The following is an 18035-nucleotide window of genomic DNA, read 5'->3' on the forward strand; positions in this document are numbered from 1 at the left end:
TTAAGGTGGCAATACAAATGATAGAGGGGATATGCCGGCAATTCAGAATCTACATAGAAGTTGTGACATCGTTCAATCAGAAATAATTGAAAATGCGCACTTAAAATTCGCATGGGAATGCATCGAAGATGGTGTATGCTTCTGGGATTCTAACCAAATAATACAATTTGTTAACCAGAGTTTCTGTAATATCTTTTGTAAGGATAAAAATGACTTACTGAACCACAGTGTTAAAGATGTTTTTTCATCCCAACCTTCGCTCAAAAAATATCTCCTAAAATTAGATCTGAACACAACTCCTTCAGATTCGTTCCATTGTGCAGTTTTATCTAACGGGAAAAAACTAATAATAGAAAATTTTGTTTACAAACAAGTTTTCACAAACACGGATCATTTTTTCTGCTGGATAATAAAAGATAAAACCGACTCTATCGAATCGGTTGAAAAGTTGAAATTAGAAAATGAAGAACTTCGGATTTCGATGAACAGCATTGGTGATGGAGTTATTTCAACTGACTATAATGGTATGGTGGTCAGAATGAATCCAGAAGCTGAAAGACTTACAGGCTGGAAAATTAACTATGCTAAAGGAAAACATATTAATGAAATCTTATTATTGCAGGATAGCACAACTCATTCTGATATAGTCTTCCCAATCCAAAAAATAATCAACGAAAAAATAAAATTAAATCCATCCAACCATACATTATTAATAGGAAAATCTAACACAAGAACACATGTGAGTTATACCGGGTGCCCTATATATGATGATTCAAAATTTATTAAAGGATCAATAATAGTTATCAGGGACGAATCTGAGAATTATAGAAAAGCCCACTTACTCAAGGAGAGTGAGGCGAAATTTTCCGCTGTATTTAAATCAAAATTAGCGGGCATCACGTTAAGTAAATTTCCTTCAGGAACATTCATTGATGTTAATGATACATTTCTGAGTATGACCGGGTTTATTAGGGATGAAATAATTGGTTATAGTGCAATAGATCTGGGCATTTGGGTAAATATTCAGCATAGAAATGAATTCATTAAAAAATTATCTGAGTTAGGGAAAGTAAAAAATCTGGAATTTGAATTCAGAATAAAAAATGGAGGATTACGCATAGGGCAGATATCTTCAGAAATAGTAGATGTAGGTGATGAAAAATTAATATTGACCATGATAAATGATGTAACTGATAGAATAAAAACAGAATTTTTTCTAAAAACAAGTCAGGCTCAATTGGAAACAGCACTAGAGTTAGCTTCACTCGGTCATTGGGAGTATGATTTTAATAGTGACGTGCTAATGCTTAATGATCATTTTTACAAGTTGCTTCATACGACTATAGATAATGAAGTTAGTTATAGCATGACATTTCAACAATATCTGGACAGATTTGTGCATCCGGATGATATTAGTAGTGTGAAAGAACAATTGCAAATTTCATCATTAAACCCAGACCCCAATTTAGTGCACGAGATGACACACAGGATCATTTATGCAGATGGAAATGAAGGCATTATCCTTGTGAAATATTTTATGTTAAAGGATAAACTCGGTAGCACACTAAAATCATACGGAGTTAATCAAGATATTACCAAACAAAAGTCGGCTGAACAGGTACTTAAAAATGAAAAAGAACAGTTAAATGTTACATTAAAAAATATTCGTGACGGTGTAATCTCAACTGATATAGATGACAAGATCATTCTAATAAATAAGGCAGTTACATTCATTACAGGCTATGAACAGGATGAATTAATAGGTAACTCCATTATTGAATTTTTTGAGTTTTTAAAAGCCGATTTCACTTCACTTTCAGGTAAATCGGAGTATAGCACTATTTTTGGAATGAATTTCGAAGATCAGAATTTAACCAGTGAAGCTATTGAAATAGTTTCTAAAACTGGTGATAAAAAAATTATCTATTGTAATTCAGCTCAAGTTAAGGAGGTTGACGGAAATTTAAGAGGATACGTGTATGTACTTAAAGACATAACTGAACAGGTTAAAACAGAGACACAGCTTCAGCTTTCTCAAAAAATGGAAGCAGTTGGTCAGTTAGCTGCAGGCATTGCTCATGAGATTAACACACCGATGCAGTACATTATGGATAATACAGCATTTTTAAAAAATTCATTCTCAAGTTTGAAGGAATATATCGCATTTTGTGAACACACATATCAATACTGCGAGGAGGCTTTTAATGAAATACAAAACAAGAAAGATCTGCTTGATATTATCTATCTGTTAGATGAAATACCGGCGGCAGTGGAACAGACTGAATCCGGAATCCATAGAGTGAGTAATATAGTAAGAGCAATGAAAGATTTTTCTCATCCCGGTAAAAAAGAGATGGTTCTAGGAAATATTAATAATGGTATTGAAGTAACTGCAACCATAAGCAAGAATGAATGGAAATATATTGCCGAACTGGAACTAGATCTTGACAGTAACCTCCCTCTTGTCCTATGCAATATAGATGAAATCAATCAGGTAATACTCAATTTAATTGTTAACGCTGCTCAAGCTATAAATGAAAAAATGATAAATAATAAAATGAGTGGAAAGGGTAAGATTCTAATAAAAACTTTCCAAGATGCAGATAATATAAATATAGAAATTAGTGACACAGGGACAGGCATTCCGAATGAAATAAAAGATAAAATTTTTGATCCGTTTTTTACAACTAAAGAAGTGGGGAAAGGAACGGGGCAAGGATTATCAATCGTACACAATATAATAATCAAAAACCACAAAGGAGCTATAACTGTTGAATCTGTTTTGAATTCCGGAACAACATTTAAAGTAAAATTGCCAGTGAACAAGAATCCTTAATTACCATTTTCCATAAAATGAGCATGAATCAAATATGCCGACTAAACTGCTATGATAAGTATCTTATTTGTTGATGATGAAGAAAATATAATCCTTGGGCTAAAGCGAATGTTACGCCCGATGAAACGGGAGTGGAATTTGTATTTTGCTGAAAGTGGTGAAGAAGCACTAAGAATCCTAGCAACAGAAAAGATTGATATTATAGTTACCGATATGAGAATGCCAAAGATGGATGGTGCAACATTATTGCAGCACGTTAAAAAGGAGTATCCGGGCATTACAAGAATTATCCTTTCAGGTTATTCTGAGAAAGAATTTATAATGCGCACTTCAAGTACGGCTCATCAATTTTTACCAAAACCATGTGACCTCGAGATTCTTAAGAGTGCTATATATCGTTTAATCAAGCTAAGGCAACTAGTTCTGAATCCGAAAATCAAAGAAAAAGTTTCTATAGTATCAAATCTTCCTAGCTTACCTAAATTATATCATGATTTAGAAAATGAATTAAATTCCAATACTGTATCGCTAAAAAAAATTGGGAATATCATTTCTCAAGACTTATCAATGACGGCGAAAATTCTTCAGATGGTAAATTCTGCTTTTTTTGGTTTACCGCAAGCTATTAGCGATATCATTCAGGCTGTAAGTTATCTGGGGGTTGATACTATTAAATCACTTGTTCTTTTCCATCATCTTTTTACAACATATGATAAGGATGAAGAAATGACAAACAGTTTAAAAGCATTATGGAGCCATAGTCTGTATATTGCCAATATTTCAAAAAAAATATTATCTCTTAAAGTGAGCAATGCACAACAAGTAGAAAATGCTTTTATCGCAGGTATGTTGCATGATATCGGAAAGTTAATCTTACTACAAATTCCTGAGTACAAAGAAAAAATATTGGAACTTAATAATTTGAGTGGAATGCAAATCAGAGAAATTGAAGAACAACTATTTGATACGGATCATGCAATAGTTGGTGGATATCTCCTTGGTTTATGGGGCTTACCTGATGTAATTGTCGAAGCCGCAGCTTTTCATCATATACCATCTTCAGTTGGAGAAACAAATTTTTCAATACTTTCTGCTGTACATTTAGCACATTTAAGTATGAAGCCACAGGAAATAGACCAGTCGTATATTAATGCGCTTGGTATAGAAAACGAAATCCCAGCATTTTTAAATACAATAGAGAATAGTGAGGTAAATAATATTGAATAACCGAATTTTATTCGTAGATGACGATGAAAGTATTCTTGAGGGATATAAGCGGAGTCTAAGATCAAAGTTTTTAGTTTCAACAAACTCCAATCCTCTCGATGCATTGAGCAAATTAAAAAATGCAGACACATTCAGCGTTGTTGTATCAGATTATAAAATGCCGGTTTTAGATGGCATCACATTTTTATCACAGGTTAAAGAAATCTCTCCTGATACAATTCGAATAATACTGACCGGATATGCTGATATAACTATAGCGATAAATGCGGTAAATGAAGGGAATGTATTTCGTTTTCTTACTAAACCTCTCAACAGCGAATCACTAATAAATGCATTAAATAGTGGCGTGGAGCAATATCGGCTAATCACCGCAGAAAAAGAATTATTAAACCGAACACTTAAAGGTAGTATAAAAGTATTAATTGATATTCTGTCAGCAGTTAATCCTACTGCATTCAGATTTGCAAGTGACATCAGCAGGATATCAAAAAGTATTGCAGAACGTTTGAAAATGAAAGAAGTTTGGGAAGTTGAATTAGCTGCACTACTTTCACAAATTGGATGTGTGACCATACCACAGGAATTAATAGAAAAAAGAATCTCTGGTATAGAATTAACTGTTGAAGAAAACAGAATTTATTCCTCTCATCCTACAGTTGGTAGTTCATTTCTACAAAACATTCCAAGACTTGAAGAAGTTTCCAATGCCATTAAATTCCAGATGAAAAGATATGATCAGCAGTCTGAAGAAACATTTAAATTTGTAAATAGTGATTCAGTTTTAAAACTTGCTGGGATTTTAAAAGTTGCTTCGGATTTTGATGCTTATATTAAATCAGGGTTGAGTGAACCAGAAGCATTAAAGCTGATGGACAAAGACAAGGGTAAATATAATCCTGAAATTATGAGTGCGTTGGAATCTGAAATGTCTGGAGTCGGAAGAAAATTTATGGTTAAAAATCTTAATGTTTCTGAATTACGGGATGGTATGATACTCGGGCAGGATATTTATGATAGTAATAATTTTATTCTCTTAAGAAAAGGCATTGAAATAAATAGTATTCTTAATATCAGGCTATTAAACCTGGCAACCGTAAAAAAGATAGTAGAACCCATCAAAGTGCTTGTGCCTATCTAAACAATATGAAAAAATTATATTCTTTTCTCACTTTTACTTGGAACTAAGAGTTAGTTATTTTATTCGTCAAAAAACTTTAAATGTAATAGTAATCTTTTTTTTCCTTGGTATTAAAAAAAATCAAAAAATATGAATTTTACTAAACTCTACAGAAAATCATTCGATTCTAAAATTGAGCTATTCCAGATTCTATTCCATGATGTTATTCCAAGGCTTGAAAAAATAATGAAAACGTATGGTTAATTATCCGGAAGTTTGGAACTCATTTTCCTCAATAATAATTTATCAAGAATAAATTATTCTTGATTTTTTTTGGATTTTGTTACTTGTATTATTACCTTTTAATTGATTGGGGAACAATCACACGTAAAAATTGGAGAGATATTTTCTGACTGATGATTGTAATTGATTTATTATACAACCTATCTACTTTAATTGCACTAAGCGCACTTTCCGGATTTATTAACCTCAGATTCAACCGAGAAGAAATAAAGGGAAAACTATTACAGGGATTGTTATTCGGAATAACTGCTATTATTGGAATGATGAATCCTTATGTATTATCTGAAGGAATTATTTTTGACGGCAGATCAATAATAATAAGTTTGTGTGCGCTATTCTTTGGACCACTATCAGGAATTCTCGCCTCAATAATTGCATTAGTTTACAGACTATCACTTGGCGGCGGCGGAATGATGATGGGATCATTTGTAATCCTAAGCTCATTTCTTGCTGGAATTTTCTTTTACAAAAGGAAGAAGTCACTCGCAGCAAAAAAATATCCAATTTTAAAGCTATATATTTTTGGATTAATTGTTCACGCATTTATGCTTTTATTCATATTACTCTTACCATCCAAAAGCATACTTAATGCATACCAGTTAATCACAGTCTCAGTGATTGGAGTATACCCTATCGTCACTGTAGTAATCGGGAAAATATTATTGGATCATGAAGAAAATCAGAAATTCATAAAACAGATTAAAGATAATGAAAGATTATTCAGAACAACACTCTACAGCATTGGTGACGGTGTTATAATTACAGACATTGACCGGAAAATTCTGAATATGAACCGTGTGGCGGAAGATCTTACAGGCTGGAAAGAGGAAGATGCCAGAGATAAAATATTAAAAGACGTTTTTAGAATTTTTAATGAGGACACAGGAGAAATAATAGAAAATCCTGGTGAACGAATTTTGCAGATTGGTCAAGTTGCAGGCTTTGCAGACAGAACGATATTACATTGTAAAGACGGAACGAAAAAACCTATATCTGAAAGTGGTTCAACAATAATAAATGATGACGGAAGTATTGCGGGAGTAGTAGTAGTTTTTAGTGATAAAACCGATGAGAGGATCAGGGAAACAAGACTGGCAGAAAGTGAAGAAAAATACAGAACACTTATTGAGAACCAAAGTGATCTGGTAGTTGAAGTAGACAACCAGGGATTATTTGAATTTGTCAGTCCAAGCTACTGTGTCCTTTTCGGGAAGAGACCAGAAGAATTAATTGGTAAATCATTTATTCCATTGGTACACGAGGATGACAGAGAAGTTACCCAAAATGCAATGAAAAAATTATACCTGCCGCCTTATACCTGTTATGTTGAACAAAGAGCAATGACTACAAAAGGATGGAGATGGATTGCATGGAATGATAATGGGATACTGGATAAGTACGGTAAAGTAAAATCAATTATCGGAGTTGGACGTGATATCAACGACAGAAAAAATGCAGAAATAGCATTGCAGCAAAGTGAAGAAAGATACAAGAGCTTATTCGATTCATCACCGGTTGGTGTATTACTTGAGGATGAAAAAGGTATTATTATAAGTGTGAATGATGCGTTTTGCAAAATAACCGGGTATGAAAAAAGTGAATTAATCGGAAACAATATCAGACTTCTTTCAACACCGGATAAGTATGGATTGATCGAACAAAACATTCAACAACTTCTTAGTGGATCTATACTTGATCATGATGTTGAGACCACCAGGAAGGACGGAACAATCATCATTGTTCATCTGAATGAAACTACAATAATACTGCCTGATGGAAGAAAAGGAATACTCTCAATTTCAGAAGACGTGACTGAGAAAAAAAAATCAGAGATGGAGTTAAAAAAACTATCAAGTGCGGTTGAGCAGAGTCCTGTTACAATTGTAATGACGGACCTAAAAGGAGATATAGATTATATAAACCCCAACTTTACAAAGAGTACGGGCTATACTTCAGAAGAAGTTCTTGGTAAGAATCCAAGAATACTTAACTCAGGAGAACAAAGCGGGACTAACTACAAAGAATTATGGGAAACAATACTTTCAGGCAAAGTGTGGCAGGGAGAGTTCCTGAACAAAAAGAAAAACGGTGAACTTTTCTGGGAATCAGCAACGATATCACCACTGATTAATAAGAATGGAGTGATTACAAACTTTATTGCAGTCAAAGAGGATATCACAGAGAGAAAACAACTGACGGAAGAACTGATACTCGCAAAAGAAAAAGCGGAAGAAATGAACAGGATTAAATCATACTTCTATGCGAATATGAGCCACGAATTACGTACACCATTTGTCGGTATACTTGGTTATTCTGAAATGCTTTCTGAAATACTGACAGACCGCGAACAAAAAGAAATGGCTAACCTGATTTTATCTTCATCAAAAAGATTGACTGAAACTTTAAATAAAATTCTCGACGTAACTAAACTGGAATTTGATAAAATAAAAACCGAAGCGACTAATTTTAATTTGTATGAACTGATAGTTCAACTGAAAACACTTTTTCAGTCGACAGCCGACCAGAAAGGTAATTCAATAGACATTGTATTTAACCTTGATAACAGAAAATTTTTAAGCGATGAAAAACTATTAAGAGAGATTCTGATTAACCTGTTAAGTAATGCAATAAAGTATACAGAGAATGGAAAAATAAAAATACTGGTTGAACCTGATGAGAAAAACCCCGATGAATCGATATGGATAAAAATAAGTGATACAGGTGTCGGGATTCCAAAAGAAAAACAGAATCTTATCTGGGATGAATTCAGACAGGTTAGCGAAGGTATTAACAGATCGTTTGAAGGCACCGGGCTTGGATTGACAATTACAAAAAAATACACCGAATTAATCGGTGGAGAGATAAACCTGCAAAGTGAACCAGGTAAAGGCTCCACATTCAGTTTAAAATTACCAATACTCAAAATTATGGATAACATTAAAGAGACAAGTTCTGGTCAGTCTGGAAATTTAATTATCAAAGGAACCCGGGATAAATCAAGCATAAGAATATTGTATGTTGAGGATGATCATATATCTCAGGAGTTTATAAGACTAGTACTTACAAGGGAAAAATTCAATCCTGAGATTGTTAGCACAGGTAAGTTTGCCTTAGAAAAACTAAAAGAAAAAGAATATGATTTGCTGATGATTGACATCAACCTTGGTATTGACATGGATGGATTAGAACTAACACATAAAATCAGAAATGAACTTGGACTGAAAACCGTTCCTATTATTGCTATTACTGCATACGCAACTGAATCAGACAGACTTGAATTTTTATCTAAAGGATTTACACATTATTTGAGTAAACCTTATACAATAAATGAACTCAGAAACACCATTCATGAAGCATTAAATAATTAGGAAGTTACCTGCTGAATGTGATAATAGATTTATTTCTTCGCATCACCCCAGACATTAAATAAACTGTCATAAATATTATTCAATAATTGCGGGAGGTTAACTCCAATTACGAATACAACTCCTAAACTGCCATAACCCTTATTAGTAACTGGTAAATCAGCAAGTAGTTCAAGAGAAGAAAATTTATCTACGCCCGGTAAAACAAAATCAACATGTGCTTTAATATTTAACCTGTTTGGATCCGATGCTATTGAATCACTCAGCTTCCAGAACTCGTCATAAAAATATGCTATATCAAGAAATCCATTGTCAAAATCTCCGGTAAGCGGGAAAAAGTCAATAGTAAATCCTGCACCGAAACGTTTCTTAAAAATAAGATCAGGACTATAAAAGGTTCTAACCCCGCCACTAAAAAAAACACCAAAATATTCCTGATGCCACGGCTTAAACCAGGGATAAAGGATGGTTCCAACCTGGAGATTCAAAATTGATCCTCCTTCAGTAAATATTTTATGCGAAGGGATATTAGCAGCAGAATCCTTGACAGGGGCAATTGCAGTGAAATAAAGCTCAGAGAATAAAGTAGCCCAGTTGGTTTGTTTGGAATAAGCAGAAAGAGAAACATTTGGATAACCCTTGATAATACCATCTTTACCATATGCAAACAAGATTCCGATATCAGTATAGAAGGTATGTAAATCTTGCAGCACAACAATTGTATCAGAATATCTGCTGGTTGAATCAATTTTATATTTGATTTTTACTTTTCCTGCATTTCCTACAATATCATAATCCTTTATTCTGAATACTTGATGAGAATATCCATCACACATAAAAATATCTTTAAATGTATAAATGGTGATTTCATCGTTGGATTCGCCAGGCAGTGAATTGATTTTTATCTCTGATATAAATTTCAGACTGTCAGCCTTGATAGTCAGTTGGATAAGATCAATGCCAATATAGTCTAATTCAAATGAAGGTCGTTTCCCTTTATACGAATTGGACCAAAGCAGAGGATTAAAAATCAGGATCAGAAAGAATACTATGGTAGATATGCATCGATAGTTCATATTATCTCCAAATAATAATTATGACCTTTGTTGATTTATGATCTCACGGAGTGAATTGATCAATAAGAAAGCGTAGAAGTGAATACTCTTTTATCTTTGTTAAGATGCTTAGAACTCACGTCAACAAATAAAATTATAAAACCATATTCTGGATTGTTATTTGTCTTCTCCTCACACCACCAACTGATCTCAATGTGCTTGCTTTTATTCTGCTTGACTTTATTTCGATTGCTCTTGTATCAGTAAACGGAAACTTTACATTCTTCCAGTTAAACTTTATCCCGGTTATTTTCTCGATAAATGAAACCGATACCTGGTATGATTTCCTGTCCTTGAATTCAATGTTTTCAAAAACATCTCTTTTCTTTAACACTGTCTTTGGTACGGATTTAGGTTTCTTAACAATTCCATCATCAACTAATAATTGTTTTTGACTCATGACAAATCCGACAGCGTGCAGTCCTTTACCTTTCTTATCCCAGACAATCACTTTCCAAAATCTGTCAGGGATCAAAACACTCGTCCCGCTTACCTTAGTTACAAATTCAGGATCATCCTTATCCAGGACGGGACCTGTAAATACACTTATCTTAAGTTTATTTGCGACCGCACCGGAATGTAAAACGTGATCTTCAAGTTCCTTCCAGGTGTATCCATTTAATTTATGTATTTGCGGTACAGCGTTGGTATAATGAAAAGTATCCTGGTCTGCTTTTGTTGCGATCTGTAAGTTATTACCCCAGGCAGGGTCTTCACGCCGGGTCATATGACCCTTATCAAAATCACTTTTAGAGGCAGAATAAAGTTTACTGCCCCATTGAAATGATTTTGCTCTTGGATCATTTCTCCAGTTGTTTTTCCGGCTTGTATCCTGAAAACTTGATCCATTGATATTGCACGCCGTAAACAAAGGAAACTTTCTTTTCATATTTAGAATAACACTGAAATTCTGATACGGAATTTCATAAGGACTACCAGGCTTTATCGAAGGTTTAAATAAATTTGATACACTGGAAAAATCAGGAAGGTGTAAGGTTTTATTATTCGCTATGAAATTTGCCTGGTATCCTGACCGATCTCTATAGTCATCAACTGCTTTATTCTTGTCTGCCATTTGTTCACCTCCTACAAAAATACTTTCCATTTTTTCATTTGACTGGAACCAAACAGATTTGGAGATTGTGGATATTGCTGTGAAGGTAAAATCTTTTTGATTGCTTTATACCAGTCTGAATAAGTTGCATTTGCTTTTAAGGCTTTTAAAGTTTTAAGAGCTGCAAAAGTAAATGCACCATTTGGTCTTCCCTGGAAGTATGCATCGTAACTATATTCAGTATCCTGACAGCCGGACATTAATAATCCTGCATAACGTCCCGGAGGACTTGATCTGCGAAGAGTTTTTGTAATTCCAAGTTTGGAGACTGTTCTTTTTGATAAGAAACTCTCCGGTGGTAAAAACCGAACTTTTCGCTGAGGTGGTTTAGGTCCTCTAACAGTTGGAGGAGTAGTTATAGGTGCGAATCTGGCAACAGATCCTGAATGACAGGAATCTGAAATAATAAAAAGTTTTACACCCGGGAGTTTGTTACTATATAATAAGAACAGTTCATCATCTGTAATATATCCCTTGGTACGCACATCATACGGACAGATACACTCATCCGTATTGTCTGGTTCATCACCATCTTCATCAGGCACAAATGAACCGTGCCCTGAGTACTAAATAACAACCGTATCGCCGTTTTTGCCTTTTGCAATTACTGATTTGATAGATTCTCTGATCCCCTTACCGGTTGCTTGTTTGTCAAATAATTTTGAAACTGTGAACCCACGATTCTTAAGAGCCTCCGACCAATCTTTGGCATCATTAACACACCCAGCAAGATCACTTCCTGTACCTGGATAGTCATTGATACCGATACACAAAGCATATTTAGACATATCGTTATCCTCCAATATTTTTTTTAATCCGGTGGTCTTCCCGGAAGATCAATGTACTTTGATAACCATTCCAGGCTGCCATCTTTTTTTGTGATGAGAACCAGCACAGGAAATTCACCATAAACAGATAGCCATAAATCAAATCCGGTTTTGTTTGATTTAGTTGAAATGGTTGGCTGATTAAAATCACCATATATCCTGTATGTGACACTTTCAATTCCATCCAGCGATTTGTCATTCCAGGATTCAATCCAGATTTTTACTTTATATCTGCCTGATCCCGGTACAGTCCTTTTGACCGTCACCTCAGCATTATGCAAAACAAAATAATTATCAACTAATTTTTTATAAGCGTTATCAATTTCAGATTGGATTTTCTCAGAAGGGAGTGATTTAATTCCGTCTTTGTCAGAAACAGCTACTGCGTCCGGACCACCATCAGTTAGCTTGCGGGGCGGCTCTCCTATGGATATTGATCCAAAAGTAAATGCAGCACCCTCACCAATCCTGCGTTTTAACAAATTAACGATTTCAAAAAGATTTTTTCTGAAAATAAAAAGCAGTGAAGACCAGAAGACAATCCAAAGAATTGATTCATACAGCGGTACTAATTTTTCATCAAACATAATTTTAAATGAAGTTTAAATTTTAAAAGCATTTGTATCGACCCATTCACTCTTAATAATACACCACCAATCTTCGGCAAGATCTGAAAGGATATATTCATACGGCAGCCACCCGTATCCGTTTTCACCCCAGGATTCTCCCCAGGAATTTCTTATTTGCAATGCGCCGGTGGTTTCCTTAGCTGAAAAAGTATTTTTTATTTTCAGTTTATCGTCGTAACCGATTGCGACAATCGCGTGACCACCGCTGATCCTATCTGTTTTTGCCGGGAAAGGTATGAGACCGGTATTATTTGCCTGCGAGATTGAGTTAAAGACAGTGAACCCAAACATTGATGGAAGTCCCGCCGCTAAATGTTTTTTTATATTGGTGAGAAGTACATCCTTTGAAATTCCGGGAGAGTCTAAACGATAGTAACTGATTGCCTGATAGTTCTGTGCATATGCATAACAAAATGCGGAAGGTTCAAGATCAAAATCAGCAACATTATATTGCCAGTATTCTTCAGGGGGAACACCAAACAAAACCAATGCGCCCATAGTGTTTCTTAAAAATGCGCCAGTATCACCGATCCAATTGAGTAAATTCCTCGTGGTTTTATAAAGAAATAATCTCGATGCGTCAATGTGTTTACCGAAAGCCCTTTTCTCAAAGTATTCAACAAGTCCAACTCCGGCGTGTGCAGTACAGGAGCCGATTGATTCCTGATCTTCTATCGGTGAACACCATTCTTTTAAACTTACTTTTAAAGGGAGTGATTTAGCTGCTTTGGTAACTCCGATGGCACCAAGCATTTTACTGATTGACTTTTCCTCCCCAAACTTTTTTACCCGCTCGGATAAGGTATCCTGATTTACAGTGTAATCCCTAAAATCCGGATAGTCGGGCAGCCAGCCCATGCTTAATGATTTTAAATTGCGATCCATATCTTTACCTCCTTTCGCTTTAGCAGTAAAGCGATTTGTTATGATTGTTAAAAAACAATTAGAACATTTTCCGGAAAAGACTATGAATAAATCAGATTGATATATGTGGAGATATCTGACTGAAGGAAATTTATCAGAACACTACTTCTTTTTAATCACCTCAATAAAAACACCGAAACAAAAACTACAGACAGTATAGTTTTTAATTTTTGATTCATAGAAATAACGGAATGCTTCATCGTTTCCGTTATCAATGATATCGTCTACTTTGCACTGAGGCTTTTCATTATCCAGGTCGTGAACTTCCTTTGTCAGTTTGTTCCCGACGTACCTCTCACCATTTGTATGGCTTTTATAGCGCCTCATCAATATTTGTACTCCTTGTAAATCGGGTTAACAGTTGTGCTGCCCGATTTCCCCCAGCCCCTCAACAATCGGGAAGATCATCCAGATTGTTTTTTGTCGTTCTGTCCGGATCTGTCCGCAAGTATTTCCCGCCATTACCCTTTATTACTTTAATATACACTTGCTGGTTCTCTACAATTACATAATAATCATATAGCTTCATTTCTAAATCATTGATCACTTCGGAAGCAATTCTTGGTGACCACCATTCCCCGTTATTACATAAAGCCAGGATATTTCCTGAACTATCCTTACTGCTGCTTGTCACTTTTCTCTCTACCATACTTTTTCTACCGGATTTTTTTCATTCCAAATGTCATATCATTTTTTGAAAATAGAAATACGTACTTATACTGATTTTTCAACTATGAATACGTATATATACTGATGACAGAGTGAAAATTTTATGGTATTATTACTTTTGTAAATGGGTGAGTTAATGATGGACATAAAATTTATTCATTTAATAATGTGTTATAATGGATAGCACGTCTTCAAAGTTCTTCGAGATACTTTCAAGCTGGTCAAGCCCGGTATTTATTCTGGTCATTATAGCTTTAGTTGTAATCGCTTTGATTTATTACCTGAACAGATATGTTGTTAAACCAACAGAAGAAAAGCATCTTATAGAAAAACAGGAGATTGAATTAAAGAACAGCCAGTTGATGGCATTATTTGCCACACTTGATCCGGATCCAATAATTAGAATCAATGCAGATGGAGAAATATTATTCTTTAACAATGCAGCATCAAAAATTCTGAATGTCAAAACAGGGGAACTGATCACGAATCATTTTACTAATATCAAGGAAATCAAATCCAAAATTGAAAACAATCTTGTTTTAGCTATTCCCGTTCAAATAAATGATATTCATTTTGACGGACTTATGGTTGGAAATTCAGATCTGAATATTGCTCAGATATACCTTCGTGATATCTCTACAATTAAATCCCTCGAAATAAAATTAAAACAATTATCTCAGTATTTACAAAATCAGATTGATGAGGAAAGATACCGGATTGCAAATGAGCTTCACGATGGGGTTGTTCAGGAACTTTATTTAATTAGAATGGGAATGAATAAAATAGAGGAAGAAAACCGTCTTGATCAGGATACTCATATGACGTCCGTTAAGTTACAGTTAAAATCTTTAAGTGATGAACTAAGAAGAATCATTTACGATCTTAAGCCCAAAGTACTTGATGAAATGGGATTGGAACCTGCTCTGAATACTTTGTGCAATAATGTAAGCGCTGAAAGCGGAATTGCCGGGAGTATACAATTGATAGGATTCACAGGAAGGTTAAATAAAAAACACGAATTATTTTTTTACAGGATAATACAGGAAGGATTGAGTAATATTATTAAGCATTCAGGTGCCAGTGAATTCAGTGTCTTTATGGTAAAGAATGATTCATCAATAAAAGCAATCATTACAGATAACGGGTGCGGATTAAAAGAAAAACACTCTGACGATAACACCAAGCACTTCGGGCTAATGAATATAAGGGAAAGAACCGAGGGCTTGGGAGGAACATTAAAAATTAACTCGAACACTAATGAAGGTGTTACACTTATTGCCGAGATACCATATAACTCTTAATATTTATGAAAAAAAATTCTATTAAACTATTAATTGCAGATGATCACGAACTATTCAGAAAAGGAATTATCAGTCTTCTTTTAGGCGAGGAACGGATTAACATAATAGGGGAAGCTAATAATGGGAAAGATCTCATATATAAAACCCTGTTGCTAAAACCCGATTTGATAATTACCGACATCGCAATGCCAGAACTATCAGGACTTGAAGCCGTAAAATTATTGCGTCAGCAAAACCAGGCAACAAAGATTATTTTTCTTACAATGTACAGCGGGGAGGATTATATCTATCACTGCTACAAATCAGGTGGGGATAGTCTGATCAACAAAGATATTTCCAAGACTGAACTTCTTCAAACTATTGAACTGGTTTGTGAGGGTGGAAAATATTTTGGGAGTAATTACTCCGGAGCTAAACTAGATGAGTTCATAACAAATTATGAGCAAGAACCTGCGAATGAAATCACGGCTGATCTGAATGAAATATCACCAAAGGAGGCCGATATACTTTTCCTGATCGCTGAAGGGCTAACGAGTAATGAAATAGCAGAGAGAATGTATATTTCAAAAAGAACCGTTGACACTCACCGGATCCATCTTATGCAGAAATTAAATCTTAAATCATTTCCTCAGCTGATGAAGTTTGCTATAAATTTTACAACAGATAATAAACGAAAATAATATTCTCTTCGATAACAGGCTATCAGTATAATTACTTACTTTATCTGAAATTCTAAGACAAAAAAGTCGAATTGCTTCATTATTCTCATTTTTCACTAATTTTAAAATACGTATATATACGTATATACTATCAGTTGTCAGATGAATAATTTTCTCTGAATTTTTTATAAGAATAAGGAGAAAAGATGTTCAAAGTTTTAGTGTCAGTTGTGATGTTTTTATTATTTAACATTGCAACTTTATCACAGGGGAAGATCATTTCAAAAGAAAAAGCAGATGAATTGTTCGGGCAGGTATTAGTATCAATTCAAATACCGTCAACCGAATTAAATGCTTTTGCAACCCAATCATCAGATGTTTTAATGTTTAAAATTCTGAATAATGAATTGTATATTTTAGATAATAAAAGAAAAACTTTAAAACCATTAGGTGTTACAGTTAACAGTACAGACACTTTTTCAGTTTATTCAGTTGAAATTGTTAAAAAATTATTAATAGATGGAAACAGTACAATTACTTATATTGAAAAAAGAAATGAAGTTTTAACAATGACAAATGGAATCTTTACTTTGGAATACTCTGCTGATTGCCCACCATTTTGTACTGATTAATGGAATTTTTAGAAATAATTATCTATTCAAATTTAGTAACCTGGTTTTTAGTGCCTATTAGGCAATACCGAACCAGGTTTTTTACTTTCTTTTTTGTTCTAGCATTATTTGATCCGATTGCAATAATCGCATTTTATATAGCCTCAATCAATATTCAACAAGTTTATATAGTTGGGACAATAATAATTTTTTATGTTGTGTTGTTTGATATTAGAAATGAAATAAAAATAGGTGCAATAACACTGTTAGTGCTGGCAAGTATATTTGTAGTTTTTTTTTCACAAATAAATGTCAGAGTAATTCATTTATTAGTTCATATAATTATACTTATTCAATTCTTAAAATTTTTAATTAAATATTTTAGTGCAAAAAGACGCATATTATTATTTCATATTGTGTTGATCGTTTATGAAGCGTCTATTCTTATAAAATATTTTATTATTATAACCGAAGCGGAAATCGGGCCGGTTTATTTTTATACCACTACTTTAATTCAGATTTTTATCGGAATTTTTTTTCTTTTCGTCAATGAGAAAAATAGTACTTCTATAAAAGTTTGAATTTTTAGAGTAAATAATATTCCCATTTTAAAAATTAGTATATATACGTATTTACATTAAGTCCAACTTGTTGTAGGTTAGAATAGTATTGAAATTATTGGGCTAATAAAGACGGGGTCACAAAATTGAGAGCACAATGTTCAGAGTTCCGAGATAAATTAAAAGCTGAATTGTTGCATCATAGGCAGATTTTAATTTATGAATTGATCATTTCTAAAAACTACTATTTATTACTTCCAAAAAATTTTAGGCTAAAAAATGATAAAAAGAACTAGATGCAGAATGAGTTTTATAAATTTGACTATTATTATTCTATTTATTCCATTTGGATATGCTTGCAAGGATGAAGCAATTCCGTCACATCCGGAATCAGTACTTACTCTTTCACTTGAAGATGTAAGTTGCGTAGAAGCGTGGTGAACACTATCGACGACCAATCTCCAACTTCCAACTAAATTGAGTTTATTAAAGGATGACAACATCATTAAAACAATAAGGTTGCTATCAACAGACACATTGTTTTATATTGATTCACTGCTTCTAAATCAATCATATAAGTTCCAAACGGCCATTTAGTCATTCAATCAATCAGGCAACGAAGTTAGTGTAATAACGTTTGACACCATAGCAACAACTTTACTTTTGAAATGTAGGAGTTTGGAACAATAGACAGTAATGTGCTCTATAATGTTGCTCTATAAATGAAAATACTATTTGGGCTGTTGGTAAAATATTGATCGCAGATACGAGCTAATGT

At 34.0% G+C, this 18035-nt stretch carries 14 protein-coding genes and 1 pseudogene; 8 read left to right on the plus strand and 7 right to left on the minus strand.

Annotated elements, in window-relative coordinates:
- Positions 1-31: 31 nt before the first annotated feature.
- The 4 genes from IPM56_03065 to IPM56_03080 all read left to right on the plus strand — a co-directional run bounded on the left by IPM56_03065 (position 32) and on the right by IPM56_03080 (position 8851).
- Positions 32-2836, plus strand: coding sequence for a PAS domain S-box protein (locus tag IPM56_03065; protein ID QQS36951.1), 2805 nt, complete (start codon positions 32-34; stop codon positions 2834-2836).
- A gap of 51 nt (positions 2837-2887) precedes the next feature.
- The gene (locus tag IPM56_03070) at positions 2888-4063 is read left to right on the plus strand and encodes an HDOD domain-containing protein (protein QQS36952.1); all 1176 of its coding nucleotides are present in this window, start codon (positions 2888-2890) and stop codon (positions 4061-4063) included.
- Positions 4056-5201, plus strand: coding sequence for a response regulator (locus IPM56_03075; GenBank protein QQS36953.1), 1146 nt, complete (start codon positions 4056-4058; stop codon positions 5199-5201). Before IPM56_03070 ends, IPM56_03075 begins: the two co-directional genes overlap by 8 nt.
- Positions 5202-5596: 395 nt before the next feature.
- On the plus strand, positions 5597-8851 hold the full coding sequence (locus IPM56_03080) for a PAS domain S-box protein (GenBank protein ID QQS36954.1): 3255 nt from the start codon (positions 5597-5599) through the stop codon (positions 8849-8851).
- A gap of 29 nt (positions 8852-8880) precedes the next feature.
- On the opposite strand, the gene IPM56_03085 is transcribed toward IPM56_03080, so the two are convergent.
- The 7 genes and pseudogenes from IPM56_03085 to IPM56_03115 form a co-directional block, all read right to left on the minus strand.
- Entirely contained in the window at positions 8881-9924 is a 1044-nt protein-coding gene (locus tag IPM56_03085; GenBank protein ID QQS36955.1) for a hypothetical protein, read from the minus strand.
- A gap of 133 nt (positions 9925-10057) precedes the next feature.
- Positions 10058-11038: a DNA/RNA non-specific endonuclease gene (locus tag IPM56_03090; GenBank protein QQS36956.1), complete on the minus strand. Its 981-nt coding sequence runs from the start codon at positions 11036-11038 to the stop codon at positions 10058-10060.
- 11 nt (positions 11039-11049) lie between these two features.
- A pseudogene (locus IPM56_03095) lies at positions 11050-11865 on the minus strand (caspase family protein).
- A 23-nt stretch (positions 11866-11888) separates the two neighbouring features.
- A complete protein-coding gene (locus tag IPM56_03100; protein QQS36957.1) occupies positions 11889-12491 on the minus strand; it encodes a hypothetical protein in 603 nt (200 codons plus the stop codon).
- A gap of 15 nt (positions 12492-12506) precedes the next feature.
- Complete coding sequence (locus IPM56_03105) at positions 12507-13418, minus strand: cysteine protease (protein QQS36958.1); 912 nt, start codon at positions 13416-13418, stop codon at positions 12507-12509.
- A 141-nt stretch (positions 13419-13559) separates the two neighbouring features.
- Positions 13560-13784, minus strand: coding sequence for a hypothetical protein (locus tag IPM56_03110; protein QQS36959.1), 225 nt, complete (start codon positions 13782-13784; stop codon positions 13560-13562).
- Positions 13785-13845: 61 nt separating this feature from the next.
- Positions 13846-14106, minus strand: a complete 261-nt coding sequence (locus IPM56_03115) for a DUF3892 domain-containing protein (protein ID QQS36960.1) — start codon at positions 14104-14106, stop codon at positions 13846-13848.
- A gap of 196 nt (positions 14107-14302) precedes the next feature.
- Here IPM56_03115 and IPM56_03120 point away from each other — a divergent pair, with 196 nt between their 5' ends.
- From IPM56_03120 to IPM56_03135, 4 genes are all read left to right on the plus strand, one after another.
- On the plus strand, positions 14303-15427 hold the full coding sequence (locus IPM56_03120; protein ID QQS36961.1) for a sensor histidine kinase: 1125 nt from the start codon (positions 14303-14305) through the stop codon (positions 15425-15427).
- Positions 15428-15432: 5 nt separating this feature from the next.
- The gene (locus tag IPM56_03125; GenBank protein ID QQS36962.1) at positions 15433-16107 is read left to right on the plus strand and encodes a response regulator transcription factor; all 675 of its coding nucleotides are present in this window, start codon (positions 15433-15435) and stop codon (positions 16105-16107) included.
- A 185-nt stretch (positions 16108-16292) separates the two neighbouring features.
- Positions 16293-16718, plus strand: a complete 426-nt coding sequence (locus IPM56_03130; protein ID QQS36963.1) for a hypothetical protein — start codon at positions 16293-16295, stop codon at positions 16716-16718.
- Positions 16719-17560: 842 nt separating this feature from the next.
- A complete protein-coding gene (locus IPM56_03135; GenBank protein ID QQS36964.1) occupies positions 17561-17698 on the plus strand; it encodes a hypothetical protein in 138 nt (45 codons plus the stop codon).
- Positions 17699-18035 lie beyond the last annotated feature (337 nt).

Source organism: Ignavibacteriales bacterium, assembly GCA_016700155.1.
Lineage (GTDB): Bacteria > Bacteroidota > Ignavibacteria > Ignavibacteriales > Ignavibacteriaceae.